The 21482-nt window shown below is 70.4% G+C and carries 23 protein-coding genes and 1 pseudogene; 12 read left to right on the forward strand and 12 right to left on the reverse strand.

Going from position 1 to position 21482, the window contains the following annotated elements; genetic code table 11:
* The first annotated feature begins 55 nt into the window (after nucleotides 1–55).
* From FHX80_RS11150 to FHX80_RS11160, 3 genes are read left to right on the forward strand one after another with little or no spacing between them, the layout of a single operon-like run.
* Nucleotides 56–364, forward strand: coding sequence for an ArsR/SmtB family transcription factor (locus tag FHX80_RS11150; protein ID WP_145764059.1), 309 nt, complete (start codon nucleotides 56–58; stop codon nucleotides 362–364).
* A complete protein-coding gene (arsB, locus tag FHX80_RS11155; RefSeq protein ID WP_145764060.1) occupies nucleotides 361–1482 on the forward strand; it encodes an ACR3 family arsenite efflux transporter in 1122 nt (373 codons plus the stop codon). The genes FHX80_RS11150 and arsB overlap by 4 nt, the downstream gene beginning before the upstream one ends.
* Nucleotides 1483–1501: 19 nt before the next feature.
* A complete protein-coding gene (locus FHX80_RS11160; protein ID WP_145767215.1) occupies nucleotides 1502–2566 on the forward strand; it encodes an ArsO family NAD(P)H-dependent flavin-containing monooxygenase in 1065 nt (354 codons plus the stop codon).
* A gap of 57 nt (nucleotides 2567–2623) precedes the next feature.
* Here FHX80_RS11160 and FHX80_RS11165 read toward each other — a convergent pair whose 3' ends face one another.
* Nucleotides 2624–3097, reverse strand: coding sequence for a GNAT family N-acetyltransferase (locus FHX80_RS11165; RefSeq protein ID WP_244318555.1), 474 nt, complete (start codon nucleotides 3095–3097; stop codon nucleotides 2624–2626).
* Nucleotides 3098–3370: 273 nt separating this feature from the next.
* Here FHX80_RS11165 and FHX80_RS11170 point away from each other — a divergent pair, with 273 nt between their 5' ends.
* The 6 genes and pseudogenes from FHX80_RS11170 to FHX80_RS11190 form a co-directional block, all read left to right on the forward strand.
* Entirely contained in the window at nucleotides 3371–3703 is a 333-nt protein-coding gene (locus tag FHX80_RS11170) for a hypothetical protein (protein ID WP_103492413.1), read from the forward strand.
* Entirely contained in the window at nucleotides 3700–4146 is a 447-nt protein-coding gene (locus tag FHX80_RS11175) for a MerR family transcriptional regulator (RefSeq protein WP_145764062.1), read from the forward strand. The genes FHX80_RS11170 and FHX80_RS11175 overlap by 4 nt, the downstream gene beginning before the upstream one ends.
* Nucleotides 4127–4450 carry a hypothetical protein gene (locus FHX80_RS11180; RefSeq protein ID WP_145764063.1) on the forward strand — a complete coding sequence of 108 codons (324 nt, stop codon included), beginning with the start codon at nucleotides 4127–4129 and terminating at the stop codon, nucleotides 4448–4450. The genes FHX80_RS11175 and FHX80_RS11180 overlap by 20 nt, the downstream gene beginning before the upstream one ends.
* 43 nt (nucleotides 4451–4493) lie before the next feature.
* Entirely contained in the window at nucleotides 4494–4727 is a 234-nt protein-coding gene (locus tag FHX80_RS35610; protein WP_244318556.1) for a MerR family DNA-binding transcriptional regulator, read from the forward strand.
* The gene (locus FHX80_RS35615; protein WP_244318220.1) at nucleotides 4658–4915 is read left to right on the forward strand and encodes a MerR family DNA-binding protein; all 258 of its coding nucleotides are present in this window, start codon (nucleotides 4658–4660) and stop codon (nucleotides 4913–4915) included. Before FHX80_RS35610 ends, FHX80_RS35615 begins: the two co-directional genes overlap by 70 nt.
* A gap of 133 nt (nucleotides 4916–5048) precedes the next feature.
* Nucleotides 5049–5255, forward strand: a pseudogene (locus FHX80_RS11190) (arsenic resistance protein); the annotation flags it as partial.
* Between the two features lie 253 nt (nucleotides 5256–5508).
* Here the strand turns inward: FHX80_RS11190 and FHX80_RS11195 are convergent.
* Together FHX80_RS11195 and FHX80_RS11200 are read right to left on the reverse strand one after the other, a co-directional pair.
* The gene (locus tag FHX80_RS11195; RefSeq protein WP_244318221.1) at nucleotides 5509–5718 is read right to left on the reverse strand and encodes a hypothetical protein; all 210 of its coding nucleotides are present in this window, start codon (nucleotides 5716–5718) and stop codon (nucleotides 5509–5511) included.
* 386 nt (nucleotides 5719–6104) lie between these two features.
* Complete coding sequence (locus tag FHX80_RS11200) at nucleotides 6105–7148, reverse strand: flavin-containing monooxygenase (RefSeq protein ID WP_145764065.1); 1044 nt, start codon at nucleotides 7146–7148, stop codon at nucleotides 6105–6107.
* A 63-nt stretch (nucleotides 7149–7211) separates the two neighbouring features.
* Here FHX80_RS11200 and FHX80_RS11205 point away from each other — a divergent pair, with 63 nt between their 5' ends.
* Complete coding sequence (locus FHX80_RS11205) at nucleotides 7212–7538, forward strand: ArsR/SmtB family transcription factor (protein ID WP_244318222.1); 327 nt, start codon at nucleotides 7212–7214, stop codon at nucleotides 7536–7538.
* Nucleotides 7539–7559: 21 nt separating this feature from the next.
* Here the strand turns inward: FHX80_RS11205 and FHX80_RS11210 are convergent, their stop codons facing one another.
* Entirely contained in the window at nucleotides 7560–7925 is a 366-nt protein-coding gene (locus FHX80_RS11210; protein WP_145764066.1) for an ArsR/SmtB family transcription factor, read from the reverse strand.
* Between the two features lie 104 nt (nucleotides 7926–8029).
* Between FHX80_RS11210 and FHX80_RS11215 the strand changes: the two genes are divergently transcribed.
* On the forward strand, nucleotides 8030–9427 hold the full coding sequence (locus tag FHX80_RS11215) for an NAD(P)-binding domain-containing protein (RefSeq protein ID WP_145764067.1): 1398 nt from the start codon (nucleotides 8030–8032) through the stop codon (nucleotides 9425–9427).
* Nucleotides 9428–9622: 195 nt separating this feature from the next.
* Here FHX80_RS11215 and FHX80_RS11225 read toward each other — a convergent pair whose 3' ends face one another.
* The 5 genes from FHX80_RS11225 to FHX80_RS11245 all read right to left on the reverse strand — a co-directional run bounded on the left by FHX80_RS11225 (nucleotide 9623) and on the right by FHX80_RS11245 (nucleotide 16386).
* Nucleotides 9623–11170, reverse strand: a complete 1548-nt coding sequence (locus FHX80_RS11225) for an FAD-dependent oxidoreductase (RefSeq protein ID WP_145764068.1) — start codon at nucleotides 11168–11170, stop codon at nucleotides 9623–9625.
* 28 nt (nucleotides 11171–11198) lie between these two features.
* Nucleotides 11199–12596, reverse strand: a complete 1398-nt coding sequence (locus FHX80_RS11230) for an FAD-dependent oxidoreductase (protein ID WP_145764069.1) — start codon at nucleotides 12594–12596, stop codon at nucleotides 11199–11201.
* Complete coding sequence (locus FHX80_RS11235) at nucleotides 12593–14026, reverse strand: FAD-dependent oxidoreductase (RefSeq protein ID WP_145764070.1); 1434 nt, start codon at nucleotides 14024–14026, stop codon at nucleotides 12593–12595. The genes FHX80_RS11230 and FHX80_RS11235 overlap by 4 nt, the downstream gene beginning before the upstream one ends.
* Nucleotides 14027–14111: 85 nt before the next feature.
* Nucleotides 14112–14942, reverse strand: coding sequence for an SDR family NAD(P)-dependent oxidoreductase (locus FHX80_RS11240; RefSeq protein ID WP_145764071.1), 831 nt, complete (start codon nucleotides 14940–14942; stop codon nucleotides 14112–14114).
* 70 nt (nucleotides 14943–15012) lie between these two features.
* A complete protein-coding gene (locus FHX80_RS11245) occupies nucleotides 15013–16386 on the reverse strand; it encodes an MFS transporter (protein ID WP_167523405.1) in 1374 nt (457 codons plus the stop codon).
* 139 nt (nucleotides 16387–16525) lie between these two features.
* Between FHX80_RS11245 and FHX80_RS11250 the strand changes: the two genes are divergently transcribed.
* On the forward strand, nucleotides 16526–17287 hold the full coding sequence (locus FHX80_RS11250) for an IclR family transcriptional regulator (RefSeq protein ID WP_145764073.1): 762 nt from the start codon (nucleotides 16526–16528) through the stop codon (nucleotides 17285–17287).
* A gap of 61 nt (nucleotides 17288–17348) precedes the next feature.
* On the opposite strand, the gene FHX80_RS11255 is transcribed toward FHX80_RS11250, so the two are convergent.
* From FHX80_RS11255 to FHX80_RS11265, 3 genes are all read right to left on the reverse strand, one after another.
* The gene (locus FHX80_RS11255) at nucleotides 17349–18683 is read right to left on the reverse strand and encodes an MFS transporter (RefSeq protein ID WP_208764626.1); all 1335 of its coding nucleotides are present in this window, start codon (nucleotides 18681–18683) and stop codon (nucleotides 17349–17351) included.
* Between the two features lie 98 nt (nucleotides 18684–18781).
* The gene (locus FHX80_RS11260; RefSeq protein WP_145764075.1) at nucleotides 18782–19555 is read right to left on the reverse strand and encodes an SDR family NAD(P)-dependent oxidoreductase; all 774 of its coding nucleotides are present in this window, start codon (nucleotides 19553–19555) and stop codon (nucleotides 18782–18784) included.
* A gap of 1332 nt (nucleotides 19556–20887) precedes the next feature.
* Nucleotides 20888–21259, reverse strand: a complete 372-nt coding sequence (locus FHX80_RS11265) for an 8-oxoguanine DNA glycosylase OGG fold protein (protein ID WP_341874041.1) — start codon at nucleotides 21257–21259, stop codon at nucleotides 20888–20890.
* Nucleotides 21260–21482: the final 223 nt, after the last annotated feature.

Below are 21482 nucleotides of genomic sequence, written 5' to 3' on the forward strand. Positions count from 1 at the left end.
CAATGACTTCAGCCCCCGCTGGTATCAGCGGGTGATGATGTGAGAGTATCAGTGCATGCTGACTTCAGTCGATCCTGATCTGATCCGGGTGCTGGGCGATCCGCTCCGCCTCCAGATCGTGACCCTGCTGGCGCGCGAGACGCTCTGTACGACGCACCTGGTCGAGGAGACCGGCGCGAAGCAGACCAACCTCTCCAACCACATGAAGGTCCTGCGCGAGGCCGGAGTGGTGGAGACCGAGCCCTGCGGTCGCTTCACCTACTACAAGCTCAAGCCCGAGGTCCTGGCCGGGCTCTCCGAGCAGTTCGCGGCACTGGCCGACTCCGCGCGTACCGCTTCCGAGAACAAGAGGGCCTGCCCGTGACGTCCACCGAGCCCACCACTTCACCCGCTCCGGTCGGCGGTGGGGACGATTCGATCGTCAAGAAGCTCTCCACCCTCGACCGCTACCTCGCAGTGTGGATCCTGCTCGCCATGGCCATCGGCCTCGGCCTGGGCCGCCTGATCCCGGGGATGAACGACGCGCTCGCGGAGATCGAGATCGGCGGGATCTCCCTGCCGATCGCGCTCGGCCTGCTCGTGATGATGTACCCGGTCCTGGCCAAGGTCCGCTACGACAAGCTCGACCGCGTCACCGGCGACCGCAAACTGATGGTCTCCTCGCTGGTCATCAACTGGATCGTCGGGCCCGCCGTCATGTTCGCGCTGGCGTGGATCTTCCTGCCGGACCTGCCCGAATACCGCACCGGCCTGATCATCGTCGGCCTGGCCCGCTGCATCGCCATGGTCATCATCTGGAACGACCTCGCCTGCGGCGACCGCGAAGCCGCCGCCGTCCTCGTCGCACTCAACTCAGTGTTCCAGGTACTCGCGTTCGGCCTGCTGGGCTGGTTCTACCTCGACCTGCTGCCGCGCTGGATGAACCTCGGCGACGGCCAGGGCCTGGACGTGTCGGTGTGGCACATCGCGCTGAACGTCATCATCTTCCTCGGCATCCCGCTGCTGGCCGGCTTCCTCACCCGCCGCATCGGCGAACAGAAGATGGGCCGCGAGAAGTACGAGCAGAAGTTCCTGCCGAAGATCGGCCCCTGGGCGCTGTACGGGCTGCTGTTTACGATCGTCATCCTGTTCGCCCTGCAGGGAAAGACGATCACCTCGCAGCCGCTGGACGTCGTACGCATCGCACTGCCGCTCCTCGTGTACTTCGCGATCATGTTCTTCGGCACGTTCCTCCTCGGCAAGGGCCTGGGGCTGGCCTACGACCGCACGGCGACGCTGGCGTTCACCGCGGCGGGCAACAACTTCGAGCTGGCCATCGCCGTCGCCATCGCCACCTTCGGCGTCACCTCCGGCCAGGCCCTGTCCGGCGTCGTCGGCCCGCTCATCGAAGTTCCGGTGCTGATCGGCCTGGTGTACGTCGCGCTGGCCTGGCGCAAGAAGTTCGCCCCCTCAGCGCTCGCCACCCCGCAAAAGGACGCCTGAGGCGATGCGTCCTGACGCCGTGACCAGGCAGACGGACGTGGTGGTGATCGGCGGCGGGCAAGCTGGGCTCGCCGCCGGATACCACCTGCGCCGCAAGAAGCTGGACTTCGTGATCCTGGACGCGCAGGGCACACCCGGCGGGGCCTGGCAGCACACCTGGGACTCCCTGCACATGTTCTCGCCGGCAGCCTTCTCCTCGCTGCCCGGCCGGATCATGCCGGCCCAGCCGGGCCACGAGTACCCGGACGCCGGGCACGTCGTGGAGTACCTGAGCGACTACGAGCAGCGCTACGAACTGCCCGTGCACCGCCCGGTCCGGGTCCAGCAGGTACGCCGGGACGGCGATCGGCTGTGGGTGGAGACGGACAAGGACATCTGGTCCGCCCGGGCCGTGGTCTCGGCGACCGGCACCTGGTGGCGCCCCTTCCTGCCCGCCACCCCCGGCCGGAACGATTTCGCCGGCCGGCAGCTGCACACCACCGGCTACCGGAGACCGTCCGACTTCTCCGGGCAGCGAGTCGTCGTGGTCGGCGGCGGGAACTCCGGAGCGCAGATCGCCGCGGATCTCGCCACCCACGACGGGGTCGATCCGACCTGGGTCACCCAGCGCCCGCCACGCTTCCTCGCTGACGACATCGACGGCCGGGCCCTGTTCGACGCCGCGACCGCCCGGCGCCGCGCCCTGGACGAAGGACGCACCGATACCGGCGGCGTCGCCTCACTGGGCGACATCGTCGCTGTCCCGCCCGTTCGCGAGGCGCGGGATGCCGGACTGCTCAAGGCGTCCCCGATGTTCACCCGGCTCACCGCCGACGGCATCGAGTGGGCGGACGGCACACGGGCCACAGCCGACGCCGTTATCTGGTGCACCGGCTTCCGCCCCGCCCTGTCCCACCTCGCCCCGCTGGGGCTTCGGGGACCACGCGGCCACATCCCCACGCACGGCACGCGGGCGGCCGGGGAACCGCGCCTGCACCTGCTCGGCTACGGCGACTGGACCGGCCCCGCCTCCGCCACCCTCATCGGCGTCGGCCGCCCGGCCCGCGACACCACCGCAGAGATCGCCGAACTCCTCAGCCGCTGAAGGCATCCGAGCCGGCGCCTCCGGTAACGGACTCGATTGCGGCGCGACTGGGGCGGCTCAATTGACGTGATGGCTGCGGCGTTCGATCAGTTGCACATCCCGCCATATGCCATGGAGTCGGCCGACGCGTTCCCGAGTCCCGATGACGCGGAACCCAGCCTGCTGGTGCAAGGCGAGACTGGCCGCGTTCTCGGGAAAGATCCCCGACTGGATGGTCCAGATCCCGGACGCCTCCGTGGACGCGATCAATGCGTGCAGCAGAGCGCGAGCAATACCCTGCCCGCGGGCGTCCGGGTGCACGTAGACGGAATGCTCGACCACGCCGGCGTATGCGGCGCGGGCAGAGACAGCCGAGACGGCGATCCAGCCGACCACGGCAGCATCGGGGGTGAGTGCGACCAGGCGGTGATTGGGCAGCCTCGATTTGTCGAACGCCTCCCAAGAGGGGGCGGCTGTCTCGAAGGTGGCGTTGCCTTCATCGATCCCGGACTGGTAGATCGCCAGGACCTGCTGGGCGTGTTCGGCAAGCATGGGAGTGAGGGTGAACTGCGCGGGCACTGCGATTCCTTCCTGCCGCACGATGCTGGCGCCGATTGTGCCGCGTTGCGGCGACGGGTCGAACAGGCCCCGTCCCATCTCAGTGCTCCGGCTTACGGACGGATGCGACGCGGGTGCGGCCGTATGCCGCCGGCCCGGTCTATGGCCTGGTCGGTCACGCAGGACACTTGCAATCGGTACCTAGGTACAGGTTTACCGTCGGAGGTGTCCCCCTTTTTTGGGGACGTGACGACGGGAGTGAGCGCGATGAGTGATCTGGCGTGGGTGCCGCAGTCCTGCACGCTGCCCACCGAGGAACGCCCCCTGCGGGTCGCAGAGTGGGATGAGCTGTTCACCGAGCACCTGACCTCGATGTCGCGGCCGGGACCGCTGCGGCTGCACCTGGACCTGGCCGGCGGACCCGGCATCGAGGAGCAGGTGCGGGATCTGGCGGAGCGGGAGGGCGGCTGCTGCTCGTTCTTCGCCTTCACCGTCACCCCGGGCGAGAACCTGATCGGCCTGGACATTGCGGTGGACCAGCAGCACGCCGTGGTCCTGGAGGCCCTGGCCGTACGGACCGCCGCCGGAGGCCGGCGGTGAGCGCGGGGCTGCGCAGCGGGCAGGTCGCAGAGGCGGCCGGGGTGAACGTCCAGACCCTGCGCTATTACGAGCGGCGCGGTCTGCTGGCCGAGCCGGACCGCAGTAACGGCGGTCACCGCCTGTACGGCGAGGAAGCGGTGACCGCGCTGCGGGTGATCAAGGCCGCGCAGCGACTCGGGTTCACGCTGGAGGAGGTTGCCGAGCTGCTGGAGGCGGGCCGCCATCGGCACGGCCGCCCCGTCGCGGGGCTCCAGGACCACGCCACGGCCAAGCTCGCCGAAGTCGACGCGAAGATCACCGATCTCACCACCATCCGCACCGCCCTGGCCGCGGCAGTCGAAGCCGGGTGCGACGACCTGGCCGTCTGCGCCGGAAGCCCCTGCTGCCCCATCCCCTTCACCGACCTTGCCGAGGAGAAGCGTCATGCCGGACCCTGTTGCTGATCCGCGCGCTCACCGGGCGCCGAAGGCCCTGAGCGGCCTGGCCGCTCTGGCCTGCGTGGCGTGCTGCGCGCTTCCGGTCCTGATCACGGCCGGGGTCGTCGGCGCAGGCGCCGGGGCGGTGGTGGGCTGGCTGCCTCCTGTCGCCCTCGTCCTTTCGGTACTCGCGGCCGGGACCTGGTGGCTCGGCCGGCGTCGTGGCTCCTGTTCCTGCTCCTCCTCGACGAAGACCATGGGCGGGGACGGGTGTGGCTGCAAGGCGTCGGGGGACCCGTTGAAGATCACGGGCGGGGGCCGCCGGGCTTGACCTTCGAGTCGAGGTGAAGGTTTACGGTCGCCCGATGAGCACGATGCGGATCTCCCAGCTCGCCGAACGCAGCGGTGTCCCGGCGACCACCCTGCGTTTCTACGAGACGGCCGGTCTGCTGCCCGCCGAGCGGACCCCGGCCGGCTACCGCCTGTACGGGCAGGACGCGGTCGACCGCCTCGCGTTCATCGGGGGGCGGCCAAGCACTTGGGCCTGCCGCTGGAGGAGATCGCCGAACTGCTCGGGGTGTGGCAGGCGAGGGCCTGCCAGGAGGTGAAGGCCGACCTGCGCGAGCGGGTCGTGGCCCGGATCGCGGAGGCCGAGCGACGGGCAGTCGAGCTGGCCGCGTTCACCGCCTCCCTCCACCAGGCAGTGGAGCATCTGGACGAGCTGCCCGACCGTGAGGACCGCTGCGACCCGCACTACGCCTTCCTCGCCCTGGTCCCCGCCCACACCCCGGCGTGACCCTCGACCGCCCACACCTCGGTTCCGTGCCTCTGCGGCCAGGAGCTCTTCCCCCCACCTCGCCATGTCCCTGAGCAAGGAGCACGTACGTTGTCGCTGCCATCCGGCCTGGTCGAAGCCATGGAGCGCCGACGGGCGGGCCATCGTGTTCACCGGCGCGACCCGCAATTCCCTCGTTGTCCTCCCCCTCGCCCTGGCGCTGCCTGACACCCTGGCCGTCGCCGCAGTTGTCGTGGTCACCCAGACCCTCGTCGAGGTGATCGGCATGGTCGTGTACGTCCGCACGGTCCCACGCCTGCTCCCAGCCCCCAGCGCCCGCCCCCGCGCGGGCCAGGGGTAGGTCAATCCCGCTTACTCCCGCACGACCCCGTCGTCGCCTCATTTCCGATTGCGTCAGAGCACCCGGCTGCCCTCGAAACAGGTGACCGGCTAGCGAGCTGCAGTCGGGCCGCCCCCGGTCGTCGTTACGGCAGCAACCGAGTGGGGAACGAGGAGCAGCATTGGCCGTTTTCACGGCTCTGGCCGGAGTTTCGTGAAGGGCCAGGTCGTCGGAGTGGAGGTGGCTGGGATTCAGCGGCACCCTTCGTAGGTCGCTACCCAGCAGCCACAACCATGCCGGCCGTGACCTGAGGACGGTTGGGGAGCAGCGACGCCAGGTTGTCCCTTACGAAGTCCGCCGCCCGCTCGATCGACTCTTCGGCCCCGGCCTGGTCTTCAAAGACGCTGGTAGAGACCATCACTCCGTCCCCGGCGTCCACCCAGTAGTAGGCCACGAATCCGGGGGCTCGGCGGAGGAGAGGCACGAATCCCTCATCCACTCGGCGTCCCGCCTCGGCACAGTCAGTCACTCCTTCGTAACGCCGAATTACTGCGTACACAGCTGATCTCCTCACAGATCCCAAGTTCACCTTGCGCGAAGCGACCTACCCCCACCGAGCATCTTTCGCTCGGGGGACTCCCGGAAGCGACCCGTATAGGCGCACCGGTGATCCAAACCGGGGATCTGCTGTGGCCGAGGCTGAGCGAACCGGGACATCACGGAAGTCCGGTCAGAGCCGTGTTCACAGATCCTCATCAAGGTCGCGCCTTCGTCTGACCTGTGCGAATCCGGGCCCGGCCTCGTTCGGAGTCGGTGTGACCGCTGGCGTCACAGAGTTGAGCCAGAGCCCGTTCTCATGAACAGAGCCACTCAGTGCTTCCGCAGCCGTGACAGCACGTCCCCCGCGTCCCGGCCGACGCCGCGCAGGGTCTTGGAGGAGAAGCTGCGCTGGAACTCCATGCCTACAAAACCGAAGCCCGGCACGGTCGTGGCAACGCCGCCCCTGTGCAGTGGTGCGCCGTCGGAGCCGAGGGCGCCACTGTCGCGGAGGTAGGGGAAGGTGAGCCGGTAGCCGGTGGCGAGCAGGACTGTGTCGACGGATTGCTTCGTTCCGTCAGCCCACACCACGCCCTCGTTGGTGAACCGGGTGAACATGGCGCGGCGTTCAACACCGTGCCGGTCCAGTGCGGCCAGGTAGCGGCCGTCATCGATGACGGAGACGGGCACCTTCGCCAGCCGCCGTCGGATCGGGGCGATGTCGAGGCGGGTGTGCCCCAGCCACCAGTGCAGGTCCCGGCCGAGCGGGCGCTGGGGCATCCAGCCGATCGGGCGCCGGCTGGCCAGGGTGGTGTCAGCGACCGCGCCGAGGTCCGCGGCGATCTGAATCGCGGAGTTGCCTCCACCGACCACGACGACGCGCTGCCCGGCGAACGCGTCGGGGCTGCGGTAGTCGGCGGCGTGCAGTACTTGCCCTCCGAAGTCCTGGCGTCCAGGAAGGTCCGGAGTGAAGGGGGTGCCGTAGTCGCCGGTCGCGGCGATGACCGCCCCGGCGGTGAACTTCCGCCCGTCGCTGGCGAGTACGGACCAGGCGCCATCCTGGTGCGTAACGGAGGTGACGGAGGTCGAGGTGCGGATGTCGGCGGGCAGGCGGTTGGCGTAGGCGCGCAGGTAGTTCATGACTTCGTCCCGGCGCGGGTATCCGTCCGGGTCGCCGGGGAAGCGCATACCGGGAAGGGAGGAGTACCGGCCCGGGGAGAACAGCGTGAGGCTGTCGTAGTAGCGCGGCCAGGAGCCGCCCGGCTCCTCCGCGGCTTCCAGGATCAGAATGCGGGTGAAGCCGTGTCGCGGCGCGAGGGCCGCTGTGGCCAGGCCGGACTGCCCGGCGCCGATGACGATGAGATCGGCATGTTCCATGAGAACGTAACCCTTCACGTGAGTCGTTATTTCGGGAAGTGACGAAATGTTGAGCAGGAAGCTGTGACAGAGAACGACATCGAGACGTCCGCGGTGGATCCGGCGACGGCCGACTTTCTCAAGGCCCTCGCCAGCGAAACCCGTCAGAAGGTGCTGCAGCAGTTCACCGGCGGGATCGAGCTGACGGTCGGCGAGATCGCCGACCGCTGCACACTGAAGCCGTCGACCGCCTCGGAGCACCTGAGCCTGCTGCGCCGCGGCGGCCTGGTGATCTCACGCAAGGAAGGGAAACAGGTCTACTACCGGGCCGACGGTGCCACGATGACCGAGCGCGTCTCCGCGCTCCAGGCATACCTGGCACGCTGCTGTCCGCCCGGCTGCGCCGACTGACCCGCAGGCGCGAACCGGAGGTCAGGTGCGCAGGTCGAGCATGGCGGACATGGCTGCCACGACGGGCGGGGCGACCTTGTAGTACACCCAGGTCCCGCGCCGTTCCGAGGTCAGCAGGCCCGCCTCGCGCAGCTTCTTCAAGTGATGCGACACGGTCGGCTGGGAGACCCCGACGTCGGAGATGTCGCACACGCACGCCTCGCCACCTACATGCGAGGCGACCTTGGAGAACAGCCGCAGCCGCACCGGGTCGGATAGCGCCTTGAACATCGCGGCCATCTTCTCCGCGTCGTTCTGCGACAGCTCCCCGGCGGTGATCGGCGGGCAGCACGGCACGACCGTTCCGGCGTCCAGCACCGGCAACTCCACCATCCGTGAATTCGACATACGTCTATGTTGACACTCATCGATACCGCTGGCAACCTTTCGATATAGACAGCAATCGAAACAGCGGCCGGGAACGGTCGCCCATCCCGGAGGACATCACCGCCATGACCACCACTGCAGACCTTCCGGTTGTCGTCATCGGCGCCGGCCCCGCCGGGCTGGCAGCCGCCGCCCACCTGGTCGAACGCGGCATCGAGCCGCTGGTCCTGGAGACCGGCCCCACCGCCGCCACCGCGGTGCGCGGCTGGTCGCACGTGCGGCTGTTCTCGACCTGGAGCGAGCTGACCGACCCGGCCGCCGAGAAGCTCCTGGCACCCACCGGATGGGCTCGGCCCGAGGCAGACACATATCCCACCGGCGGGGACTGGGCCGAGCACTACCTCCAGCCCCTCGCCGACGTCCTCGGCGACAAGGTCCGCTACGACGCCACCGTCACCGGCGTCTCCCGCCTCGGCCGCGACCGGATCGTCGACGCCGACCGCGAGCAGCAGCCCTTCACCCTCCGCATCACGCGCGCCGACGGCACCGAGGAACGGATCCTGAGCCGCGCCGTGATCGACGCGTCCGGCACCTGGTCCACCCCCGCCCCGATCAGCGCCGACGGACTGCCCGCCCTGGGCGAGCACGCCGCCTCCGCCCGCATCTCCTACCGCATCCCCGACCTCAAGGACCCGGCCGTCCTTGCCCGGTACGCCGGAAAGCGCACCGCCGTCATCGGATCCGGGGCCTCCGCCTTCACCGCTCTCGCCACGCTCGCCGGCGTAGCGAAGGATGAGCCCGGCACGCACTCCGTGTGGATCCTGCGCCGCGGTATCAGCGGCTCCACCTTCGGTGGTGGAAGCGCCGACCAGCTCCCCGCACGTGGCGCCCTGGGCCTGGCCGCGAAGGCGGCCGTCGACGACGGGTACGCCGACGCCGTCACCGGCTTCCGCACCGAGGCCGTCGAACCCGCCGCCGACGGCCGGCTGGTCCTCGTCGGCGAGGACGGCCGGCGCCTCGACCCGGTGGACGAGGTCATCGTCCTGACGGGCCTGCGCCCCGACCTGTCCTTCCTGTCGGAGCTCCGCCTCGCCCTGGACGAGCGCCTGCAGGCACCGGTGGAGCTCGCCCCGCTCATCGACCCGAACCAGCACTCCTGCGGCACCGTCTACCCCCACGGCCACCGCGAACTGTCCCACCCCGAGCAGGGCGTCTACCTGGTCGGCATGAAGTCCTACGGACGCGCCCCCACCTTCCTCGCCATGACCGGCTACGAGCAGGTCCGCTCCGTCGCCGCCGCCCTCGCGGGCGACATCGAAGCCGCCGACCGCGTCGAACTCACCCTCCCCGAGACCGGGGTCTGCGGCGGCGCCGGCCTCTTCGACGACCCCGCCGCCGGACAGGACGACGAGGGCGGCTGCTGCGCTCCGGCCGCACCCGCCCTCGTACAGATCGGCACCGGCCTCTCCCTGCCGCTGGCGGCCACTGAGGACGCCTCGTCCGGCGGTTGCTGCGGGTCCTGAACCACCGCGCCCGGCCACCTTCGGCCGGGCGCGTCCGCATGAGTCAGGAGGAACGTCATGTCACGAGTGCAGCTCGCCCTACGCGTCCCCGACCTCCAAGCCTCAATCGCCTTCTACAGTACCGCGTTTGGGATGGCATCCGAACTGGGAAAACCCTGGTGCGAGGTCGCGCGGGGGCCCGTACCTGCGGGACGGTCAGGCGTCCGCCGTCGCGGGCCCCGTGGAGGCGACGCGCATGTCCGTGCGGTGCGGAAAGGCCGCGACGTTCCGGCCGACTATGCGGCCGGAGACCATCGCCCAGCCGATGTGCAGGCCGTGGTTGAGGAGTTGCAGGCCGCCCTGACCGGTGGACCCGGCGGCCCACAGGCCGGGCACGGGCGTACCGTCCTCACGTACCACGCGCAGCTGGTCGTCAACGCCGAGGCCGCCGTCGGCGAGCGTGACGTAGGCGTTCATGGGGCCCAGCGCGTAGAACGGACCCTGCGCGACGCCGTTCCCCAGGTGCTGGCGGCCGTGGTCCTCGTCCCTGCCGTCCTGCACGTTCTGGTTCCACCGGTCCACCGTGGCGCGCAGGGTGTTCGGGTCGACACCGATCTTGCCCGCCAGTTCCTCCAGGGTGTCGGCGCGGTGGTACACGTCCGGCCTGAAGCGCTTGTAGTCCTGCACGTACGCGTACGCGACGCCGGGGAACGTGGAGACCGGGTTCGGCCACGCCGAGAACTTCCGCGCGATCTGCTCGTCGAACACCATGAACCCCGTGTTGCTGCCCGTGGCGGCCACCGCCCGGGCCATCGCCGAGTCGGTGTCCTCGTTCGCCAGACGGCGCCCCGCACCGTCCACGAGGATCGCCCCCGCCCGGTACATGGTGACGTTCGGGCCGATCCAGCTGGTCAGCGCACCTCGGATCACGTACGCCAGCAGGTTCTTCGGCAGCCGCTCCACGACGAATCGCATCACCCGGTTCAGCGCGGGGACCGCCGGCAGCATCTTGATCAGGTCCGGCCGCTTCGACGGCGCGAACCGCAGGCCCTCGTAGAGGCGGTCCATCTGCAGGGTGTACCCGCCGGCCTCCTCGCCCAGGTAGAAACCGTCGCCGGTGTTCGCCGGGTTCACCGGCGGGATCTTCGCCGCGTCCTCGCCGACGTGCTTCGCCTTCAGCTCCGTGGAGGCGGAGTAGTCGCCGGTCGTCAGGACGACGCCCCGGCGCCCGAAGTACCGCGTGCCGTTCGCCGCCGCACCGATGATCTCTCCGTCGGCGTTGCGCAGCAGCTCGTCCACCGGCATCGACGTGTGGATCCTCACGCCCAGCCGGCGGCACTCCCGCAGCAGCGCGTCACGGTAGGCCCGCGAGTTCGGCAGCACGTTGTGCATGCGCGGCTTCTCGTACGGCGGCTCCGGCGTCGGGCCCAGGAACTGCACCCCCAGCGACGACAACCACTCCACCGTCGGCCCGGCGTTCTCCGCCAGGATCCGCCGCAACGACTGGTTCTCCCGCGCCTCGTACGGACCGTTCGCCGTCTTCATGTCCTCGACGAACAGGTCGATGCTGTCGTTCACCCCCGCTCGGAACTGGTAACTCGTGTTCGCCGCGGTGAACGACCCCACGGACAGCGCGGTGGAGCCACCCACCTCCGAACACTTCTCCAGCACGACGACCGACGCCCCGCTGCTCGCCGCCGAGATCGCGGCCGACATGCCGGAACCGCCGGCTCCCACGATCAGGACGTCTGCGGTGTAGACCATGATTCTTCTCCTCGTCAGGTTCCGTGGCTCAGACGCCGGCGGGCACGTCGGCCCGCGGGCGGGGCTCGGCGCTCGCAGCCCGGGCGGCGCTGCGTCCGGCTCGCCGTCCGGTGATGTAGGCAGGGGCGAGGCCGCCCGCGTACCCGTGGTTGGACAGCCCCCCGATGTCCGCCCCGGCGGCGTGCAGGCCGGGCACGGGGCGGCCGTCGGGGTCCAGGACCCGGGCCTGGTCGTCGACGCGCACGCCGCCGAAGGTGAAGGTGATGCTGGGCTGCACCTTCAGCGCGTAGAACGGGCCGGTCCGCGGGGCACGGGCGCGGGCGGACACCGGGTGCCCGCCCGCGAACCCGCCGCCGGCGGAGGCGGCCGAGACGTAGTCCTGGAGGGTCTGCCCCAGGACGGCCGGGTCGATCCCCCAGGCGGCTGTCCGCGCGACCAGGTCCTCCAGGGTGTCGGCCTGGGCGTGCAGGGCTCCGTTGTCGACAGCGACCTGGTAGCGGTCCACGACACCCAACCCGGGGAAGGGCTCGTCGGTGCCGACGGTGGAGCGCACGTGGTCGTCGAAGACCAGCACGCCGCCGGCCTGCGGCTGCTGCAGGAGCACCTGGTTGAGGATCTCGTCGCCCAGGGTCTCGTCGACGAACCGGCGGCCCTCCAGGTTCACCAGGACGGCGTGGTCGGAGTAGTACTGCGAGTTCGGCAGGAAGTCCTTGGGCTCGAAGCTGTTCACCGGGGCCCCGATGAGATGTCCGTAGAACGTGCTCATCGCGGTGCTGCCGCCGGCCCCGGCCTGCCGGGCCAGGCGCAGGCCGTCGCCGACGCTGCCCGGGTTGGAGCGCAGCAGCAGCCGGTCGGCGTTCGGCCCCATCGCACGGGTCAGCTCGTCGCGCGCGCCCTGGAAGCCGCCGCCCGCCAGCACCACCGCCGGGGCCTCGTACCGCACCCGGCCCTGTGCGGCGCGGGCCAGCAGGCCCGTGACCGCGCCGTCGTCGTCCTGCAGGACCTGCAGCGCCGCCGTGTCGGTGCGGCACACGCCACCGCCCGCCTCCACCTGGGCCCGGCACCAGGCCAGGATCGCGAGGATGTCCGTGGAGTACCCGATGCCGAACGTCATGATGTCCGTCTTCGGAGTGTCGGACACCCGCTCGCCGGTGGCGCGCAGCTCCCGCAGGCACTCGGCGTAGTCCTCCACGACGGCGCGGCCCAGGGCCTCGTCCCCGAGGGGGACGCGGCGCCGGTAGGCGTCCAGGTCGGGGGCCGTCCAGAACATGCCCGCCGACAGGGCCGTGGACCCACCGAACGTGTCCCGCTTCTCCAGGAGCGCCACCCGGGCGCCCTCCCGCGTGGCCGCAACCGCGGCCGAGGAACCGGCGACACCGGACCCCACCACGACGACGTCGAAGCTCTCCGTGTGCACGGTGCTCATGCCGCGACCTCCTCCTGCTCGCTGCTGTCCTGGCGCTGCTCGCCGCTGTTCTCGCGCTGCGGATCGGTCCCGGCGAGGGCGGCGCCGAGCATGTGCCCGAACACCGCGCCCTTGCCCAGGGACGTGCCGGTGATGTACGTGGCCCCGTGAAAGCCGCCCACGACCTCCCCGACGGCGTACAGGCCGCCGATCGGCTCGCCGTCGACGGTGGTGACCTGAGCGTCCGGGGTGACGGTCACCCCGCAGTAGGTCGTCGTCATCAGCGCCTTGGCGGGGTAGGCGTAGTACGGCGGGGCGTCGATCGGCGTCAGCTCGCCCACGCCGTTGCACAGGCCGGTGCGTCCCTGCTCGTCCGCGGCTTTCCCGGCGACGGCGGCGTTGTAGCGCTCAATCGTGGCGACCAGTCCCTCGGGGGCGACGCCGGCCAGGCCGGCGAGCTCCTCGAGGGTGTCGGCCTCGTGCAGGTGCCCCAGTCCCTGCAGGGTGTCCATGTCCTTCAGGGGGATGCCGCGGTGGGACTGCGCGCGCACCCGTGAGTCGAAGACCTGCACGCCGAGTCCGCCAGGCTGGTCCAGGACGGCCCGGCCGAGCGCTTTGTAGTCGATCGACTCGTCCACAAACCGCCTTCCGGCCGTGTTCACGACGATCGCGCCCATGTAGTAGGCGGTCAGCAGCTCGTGGAACTCCTCGCCCGTCTCGGGATGGGAGCCGTAGGTCGCCGCCACGAACGACATGTCCGCCATCCCGGCGCCCAGGCGCCAGGCCATGCGCAGGCCGTCGCCGGTGTTGCCGCGCCCGCCGTACGGGATGGCGGCCAGCTGCTCCGGCGCGAAGACCTTCAGCATCTCGGTGCCGCGGCTGAACCCGCCCGTGGCCAGCACGACGCCCCGGCGGCCGTACAGCTCCACCGGCCCGTCCGGGCCCTCCGCCAGAACGCCCACGACCCGTCCGTCGTCGGTCAGCAGACGCTGTGCGGCCGTGCCCGTCAGCGTGGTGCCGCCCGCTGCGGCGAACGCCGCGTGCAGGGTCGCCAGGACCTCCTTGATCTCGCTGTTGTGCCCGCGTGCGGCGGACATCCCGGAGCTGATCGCCACCTCCCGGAACCGCACCCCGTGGTCCTTCAGGAACCGGTGGGCGGCGTGCTGGTGGGCCAGGTAGGTGTCCACCAGGTCCGGGTCGTTCAGGTGCCCGCCGCCCTCCAGCAGGTCGTGCCGGAACAGGTCCTCGGAGTCCTCGATGCCCTCCTCGGTCTGCTCCGGGGTGCCGGAGAAGGCGAACCAGCCGCCGCTCATCGCCGAGGAGCCGCCCAGAGCGGGCTGCTTCTCGACCAGTAGGACGTCCAGCCCTGCCTCGGTGGCCGTGGTCGCGGTGGTCTGCCCGGCGATGCCGGAGCCCAGGACCACCAGGTCGTGCTCACTGCGGTGCTTCATGGTGCGTCGCTCTCCTCGTCGAGGTCGGTGCACGAGGTCGGTGCACGGGGTCGTGACGTGGCCGCTGGGGCGGCCCGTAGCGGGATCAGGCGCGCGGTGCCCAGCCACCGTCGACGTCGATGCTGGTGCCGGTGATGTAGGACGCCTGCGGGGACAACAGGAACTCCACGGCCGCCGCGACCTCCTCCGGGCGCGCGTACCGGTGGGCCGGGACCTGGTCCACGATCGGGCCGGTCGGCGGGACCTGGCCCATCATCGGCGTCCGCACGAAACCCGGGGCGACCCCGTTGACCCGGATGCGTCGCCCGGCCAGCTCGTGCGCCAGACTGATCGTCAGGTTCGCCAGCGCGGCCTTCGAGGCCCCGTAGACCATCGCCGACGGCAGGAACGGCGGGTAGAGGGCGCCCGCCGGGCCGCCGGTCCCCGTGCGCCCCGCGATCGACAGCAGGTTCACGATGCTCGCGCTGCCGTCGTCGGGCATCAGCGGGGCGGCCTCCCGCACCAGGAAGAACGGCGCGGCCACGTTGACCGCCATCACCTGGTGGAACAGGTCGTCGTCGATCTCGGCCAGCTCGATCTTGCGACCCTCCCGCTTCGGGGAGATGCCGACGGCGTTCACGACGGCCCCGATCGGGGCCAGGCTCGTGGCCGCCGCCGCGAGGTCCGCGTTCACGGCCGACGACGTCAGGTCGCCGCCGAAGCCGAGGTGGCCCTCGCCGGGCAGGCCCTTCGCGGTGGCCTCGGCACGGGCGCCGTCGACGTCCGCGACGACCACGCGGTAGCCGGACTGCGCCAGCCGGGCCGAGATCACGGAGCCGATGCCGCCGGCCCCGCCGGTCACGATCGCCGAACGCTCGGGGTTCGAGCTCCTTGAGGCTTCCGCGGTCTGCGCGGGCAGGGAAGGGGTGGTGGTCATGTCAGGCACCTCCGACGGTGTCGTCCTCCTGCCGCGGGGCCGCGGACAGGGCGTTGCTGGTGGGGGTGGCCTACTCGGCCGGGACGTCGGCGCGATCCGCCGCGCGGCCGCCGTCGAAGTGGTGGCGCTCGCCCTCGAGCGTGCGGTAGTCGCCCATGCGGGCCATCACGAGCAGCGCGACGACGATCGTCGTGGCCCAGAAGGCCGTGATGCCGAGCGTGGAACCGCCCGAGACCTCCAGCAGCCACGAGGCCAGGAACGGCGCCGGGGCCGCGAACAGGAGGTTGGTGCCCGTCAGGGCCAGGGCCGAGCCGGTGTAGCGCATGCGGGTCGGGAAGGCCTCGGCGAACAGGGCGCCCTGCCCGGCGTTGCCGAACTGCGCGCACACCAGGGCGAAGGAGACCATCAGCAAGGCAGCCGGGAAGCTGCCGGTGTCGACCACGGGGAAGAACACGACGGCGGCCACGAGGGTGCCGGTCGAGCCCGCCATCAGGACCCGACGCCGCCCGAAGCGGTCCGCCGCGCGACCGCCGCACCAGATCGCCACGACCGAGCACAGGTTCGCGATCGTCACGATGGTGAACGTCTGGCTGCGGGAGAAGCCGATGTTCGTCAGGTAGCTCAGGCCGTACACACTGACCACGTAGAACGTGATGACGATCGGGGAGAACGCCAGGATCAGGCGCACGATCGTGGCGCCGTGGCCGCGCAGCACCTCGGCAGGCGTGCTGGTCGCGGCTGCGGCTTCTGCCACGTCCTCCCGGAAGACCGGGGTCTCCTCCACCTTGAGACGGATGTAGACGCCCACGGCGACCAGCAGGATGCTCGCCAGGAACGGGACGCGCCAGCCCCAGGCCATGAACGCCTGCTCGCTCAGCGTGGCCGACAGAAGCGTCAGGGCCAGATTCGCGGCGACCTGGCTGATCGGCGAGCCCATCGCCATCAGCGCCCCGTAGAAGGCGCGCCGGTCCCTTGGCGCGTGCTCCATGGTCATCAGCTGGGCCCCGGTGGCCTCCCCGCCGAGGGCGAACCCCTGGACGAAGCGCATCGCCACCAGAAGGATCGGCGCGGCCGCCCCGATCTGCGAGACCGGCGGCAAGAGGCCGATCGCCAGGGAAGCGGCCCCCATCGAGACGAAGGTGATCAGCAGGATCTTGCGGCGCCCGACCTTGTCCCCCAGGTGGCCGAAGACGATGCCGCCCAGAGGGCGGGCGAAGAACCCGACGCCGAACGTGGCGAACGAGGCCAGCAGGCCGGCCGCCTCACCCATCCCGTTGAAGAACAGGGCCGGGAAGACGGTGGCGGCCATGGCGCCGTAGACGGCGAAGTCGAACCACTCCAGCGCGGACCCGAAGGTCCCGCTGGTCACGGCCCTGCGCGCCTGTGGCGGGGCGGGCCTGCGCTTGCGGCGGATGCCGGGAGACTGCTGCTGGATGGCGCTCATCCCGAAACCCCTTCGTCTCAACACGGAGCGAGCCGCGGGGCCGTCCGAACAGCCACGTCCGTGTGGCCCTCCCGCTCCCGGGCTTGCGTGACCGTAGTCACTTACTTGCGAACAGTGCAATGAAAGGTAGGTTTGTTGCATGGAGCGCAATGAAGGATTTCGCGTGGAGGCGGCCCACCGCGTGCTCGTCCTCGTTAAACTGCTGGGCTCGGCGGGCTCGTTGAGCGTCACGGAGGCCGCCGCCGCCCTCGACGTCAACCCGTCCACCGCCCAGCGGCTGCTGGCCACGATGGTCGGAGACGGGTTCGCCCGGCAGGGCGAGCGCCGCCGCTACCTTCCCGGTCCCGAGATGGCCCGCCCCGCCGCGGCCGCCGCCCCCACCCTGCGCGACCAGGTGCGCCCCTATCTGGAGCAGCTCTTCGAGGAGGTCAACGAGACCGTCCACCTCGCCACCCTGGTCGGCACCGAGATCCACCACGTCGACGGCATCGAGGCCACCGAGCACGTCATCCGGTTCGGTCTGCGCACCGGCGTGCGCCTCTCCGCCCACGTCACCTCGTCCGGCAAGGCCATGCTCGCCGGCCTCTCCGACGACGACGTCCAGGCCCGCTACCAGGTGGCCTCCAGCGGTCGCCGTCGACGCCCCCTCGGGGCCGACATGGACCGTCTGCGGGAAGCCCTGGACAAGGTGCGCAAGCAGCGCATCGCCTCCAACTTCGAGGAGAGCGAGGTCGGCGTGGCCGCGTTCGCCATCAGCCTCGGCAGCCAGGAGGGGCAGCACGCCGCCCTCAGCGTCGCCCTGCCCGTCATGCGGTGCGGCCGCGCCGACGTCACCCGCTTCGGCGAGGCCCTCGTCGCCGTCGCCGACCGCTACCTCGCCGACCAGGGCCGGGCACGCTGAGGCGGGGTGGGCACCCTCGTCGTGAGGGCACCCACCCCGCCTCGGGTACGTGAAGGACGCGTCAGTCGATCTGGCGGCCCAGCTGCGCCAGGGGGACCTTGTGGGTCTCGCGGGCCGTGGCCACGGCGATCGCGGAGATCACGCAGGCCAGGGAGGTGAACGCGGCCGCCGGCCACCAGGAGTCGCCGGTGGCGGTGGAGACGGCCTGGATGATCGTCGGGGAGAACCCGGTCAGGATCATGCCCAGTTGCAGACCCACAGCCATGCCGCTGACGCGGAAGCGGACGTTGAACATCTCGCTGAAGAAGGCCGGGTACACGGCGTTCGTCGCGGCGAACCCGAGCGTGATGGTCAGGAAGAAGCCCAGGTAGATCATCGGCACGTCCGCGTTCCCGACGGCCCAGAAGAACTGCCACACCGCCGCGGCGCCGAACAGGTTGCCGCCGATCAGCACCGGGCGGCGGCCCACCTTGTCGCTCAGCGCGGCGAACAGCGGCTGCGTCACCAGGGCAGTGGCGTACCCGAACACGACCGCCCACAGCATCGTCGAGGAGGGTACGCCCACCACGTGCGTCGCGTACGTCAGGCCCCACACCGGCACCACCGAGCTGATGACGATCAGGAAGGCCGCGAAGACTACGCGCACCACGTCCGCCGACTGGTGCTTGAAGACCAGGCCGATGGGCGCCTTGGCGACCTTGCCCTGCTCCTTCTGCTCCCGGAACGCCTTCGGGTCCTCCAGAGCGCGGCGGATGACCACGCCCACGATCACGATGACCGCGGAGGCCCAGAACGGCACCCGCCAGCCCCAGGCCATCATCTGCTTCTCGGGAAGCGCCGCCACCCCGATGAACGCCAAGGTGGCCAGGATGTAGCCCACCCAGATGCCGTTGATCATCCACGAGCAGTACAGGCCTCGGCGTCCCTCCGGGGCGTGTTCCAGCGTCAGGGACGCCGAGCCGGAGGCCTCGCCGCCCACCGACAGACCCTGGAACAGGCGCAGCGTGATCAGCACGGCCGGCGCCCACATGCCGATCGACGCGTACGAGGGAAGGCAGCCGATAAGGAACGTCGCCACGCCCATCGCCATCAGCGTGATGATCATGATGTTGCGGCGCCCGAACCGGTCACCGATGTGACCGGCCAGGAATCCGCCCAGCGGGCGGGCCACGTACGCCACGCCGTAGGAGCCCAGGCTCAGCAGCAGACCCATCGCCCCGGCGTCCGGGAAGAACACCTGGCTGAACACCAGGGCCGAGGCCGAGGCGTAGATGTACATGTCGTAGTACTCCAGCGCAGAGCCCACGAAACCGGCAGCGGAGGCCTTCTTGCCCTGGCTGAGGCCGCCCTTGCCGGAGGCGGTGGAGGCAGGGACCGCGCCGGGCTTCAGCGGCACCCCGGTCGCGCCTGAGGGAGAGACGGATGACCTGCTCGTCATTGACATGGTGCGTCGTCCTGTTCGTCGGGAGTCGCGCGTCGTCGCACGCCTCGGTGTCAGTAATCCGCCCGGCCGCCCGAGGCGTCGTACACGAACCCGGTCGTGAACGAGGCCTGGGGCGAGACGATGTAGGAGACCAGGTGCGCGATCTCCTGCACGGTGCCGAAGCGGTGCATCGGGATCAGGGACTTCTGCACCTCCTGGCGCTCCGGCGCCATGCCTTGGATCAGGGGCGTCTCCACCGACGCCGGCGCGACGGCGTTCACCGTCACGCCGGAGGCGGCATACTCCTTGCCGACGGCCTTGACCATCCCGATCACCCCTGCCTTCGAGGCCGAGTAGGCCGCCATCTGCGGGTTGCCCTCCTTGCCCGCCACGGAGGCGATGTGCACGACCCGTCCGTAGCCGCGCGGCAGCATCAGCTCCAGCGCCGCGCGCGTCACCGTGAACGCACCCCCCAGGTTGAGGTCCACGATCCGCTCGAACGTCTCCTGCGACGTCTCCACCGTCGGGGCGACCGGGCCGAGGATCCCCGCGCAGTTCACGACGATCTCGAGCGCCCCGAACGCCTCCTCGGCACCCTTCAGCGCCGACTCCACCGACGCCACGTCCGTGACGTCCACCGGGCCCGTCATGCCCGCCACCTCGTCGCCCCACGAGGCCGACGGCAGGTCCAGGGCCAGCGTCTTGATCCCCTGCGCGCGCAGTGTCTCCACGATCGCGGCCCCCATGCCGCTGGAGGCGCCGACCACGACCGCGTGCTGCTCCTGCGGAGCCCCGTCGCCCGGGCCCCGGCCACCCGATTCGCACTGCTGATGATCTGCTGTCATGTTGCTCTCCCTGTGAACGTCGTCCGCTGTTCACCGAGGCGCCGCCCCCTGCCCCGGAATGGTGTGACGGTAAGCTCACTTGCGGTGGTAGCAAAGCGTTCACGAAAAAGTTGCGTTGAGCGCAATGAGCGCATAGCGGTGCCGAGGAGGCCTTCCGTATCGCTGGGTGGCCGCACGGTGGCCGGGGGAACAGCGGCGGCGGGTTCGTCGGGAGAAGTGCAACGCACCCTGGGCTCGGTCCCAGGGGCGCTCGAGCGGATCAAGCACCCACCGCTGAACGAGCGCCCCGGTGAGCTCAGTGGAACGGGGACGCAGCGATGCGGCTGATCAGCTCGGTGCGACGGACGCGCAGCTCGGCCAGGGCACACGTGACGGCAATCCGGTGGGCTTCGACCAAGGGGCCGAGCTCTGGGGGGGGCTCGACCACGCCAGAGAAGAGCGGGGCCGCCCACGCGGCTGTCGGCGCCTGCGCTCCGCCCGGCAAGACGGCCGGGGCGGGCGGGAGGTGGCCGGCCCGTCCGTGAAACGTGTACGGCCGTGTCGCCGTCGGGGAGTTGATGACCCCGCAGCCGCAGGGGTAACAGCAGCCGCTCACCCAGCCGGTCGCCCTCGACGCCCGGCTCGGGCAGCTCGGCGAGGAACTCGGCCACCAGCTCGCCGAGGCCCGTTTCGTCCCCAGCCCGCTCCACCCACAGCCTCATGCAGTTCCAGCCGCACTGGCGGTGTGTACGGCCGGTGCTGAGCAGGGTCCGTCGGCTCAGGAGCAGCAGGTGCTCACGAGGCCCCGGCTCTTTCAGGAAGGCGGTGACCGCTCGCTCGCCACGGAATCTACTGAGCCCCTGGAGACACTTCGCCGCATCGTCGCGCAGCCAGTGGCGTGACGGGGCCGACCACTTGGCCAGCCGCTCCAGGACCTGGGCTCGTGATCCGGCCGCGTAGATCTCCCGTACCGCGGCCCACACGCTCTTCGTCCCCGCGCCGGCGAACCGCTCCAGACTGCTCAGCGCCTCCGCGGGGAACTTCGCACCGATCCGAGTGCCGTACGCGGCTTGGGCGCGCGCCTGGAAGTCACGGGGCTGGGATCAGCGCGACAGCAGGCGCTGAACCCGGGGGCGAGCAGCGGATCGGTCACCGCCCGTTCCAGTGCCCAGGCCGCCGCGAATCCTTCTCCGCACCGACTTTGATCTGTTTCTGATCCATGCGAATCAGCTGTTCCAGAGAAGCAGTTGTCAGAGGACCAGGGCAGAATGCTCGGAGGGCCCACTTGATGCGCTGGGCGCGCGCCAGGGGCGCACACCGGATCGATGAGCGCCCATGCAGCAGCCTCGGCTACTACGCGGATGCCGGCCGACGGGGAGGGGCGTGAGCGAGATCAGCGCCGTAGGCCGCGCTCAGATCACCTTCGCGGACCGATTCGCGTGTGGTCCGCAGGACGGTTTCCAGGCGGCTGTCCGACAGGGCCGCGTCGGTGTACCGCGGGCCGCGTCCGGTGGTCGTGCCCGAGCCCCAGATCATGACGGCAACGAACAGGTCGCGCAGCGCGTCGGGATCGTCGCCGGCTCGTTCTCGTATCGCCGCCAGGTCGTCCCGGCTGATCCGGCGCTCTTGCCCCTGGCCGCTCGCGTGTTCCCTCACGGCATCAAGAACGTGTCCCGCCCCGTGTGGCTCGAGCCATGGGCGCCAGGTCTCGGGGCGGAATCGCACCGGTCCCTGGCTGCGTCCCGCATGGGTGTCGACGAGTTTCCGTAGCTGTTCCAACGCTGCCCCCTCCCCGGTACGGCGGTAAGCCGCGTGCCGCAGCCTAGGGGTGCCGAGGGCCGGGCGCCCGGTCCTTGCTCATCTCGGTACCGGGGAACGTTTCGTGCGGGGTCGGGCGTGGTGGAGGTCAGTGGAGGTCAGTGGAGTCATCTGCGGCAAGAGCATGGGC

The organism is Streptomyces brevispora, assembly GCF_007829885.1.
Lineage (GTDB): Bacteria > Actinomycetota > Actinomycetes > Streptomycetales > Streptomycetaceae > Streptomyces > Streptomyces brevispora.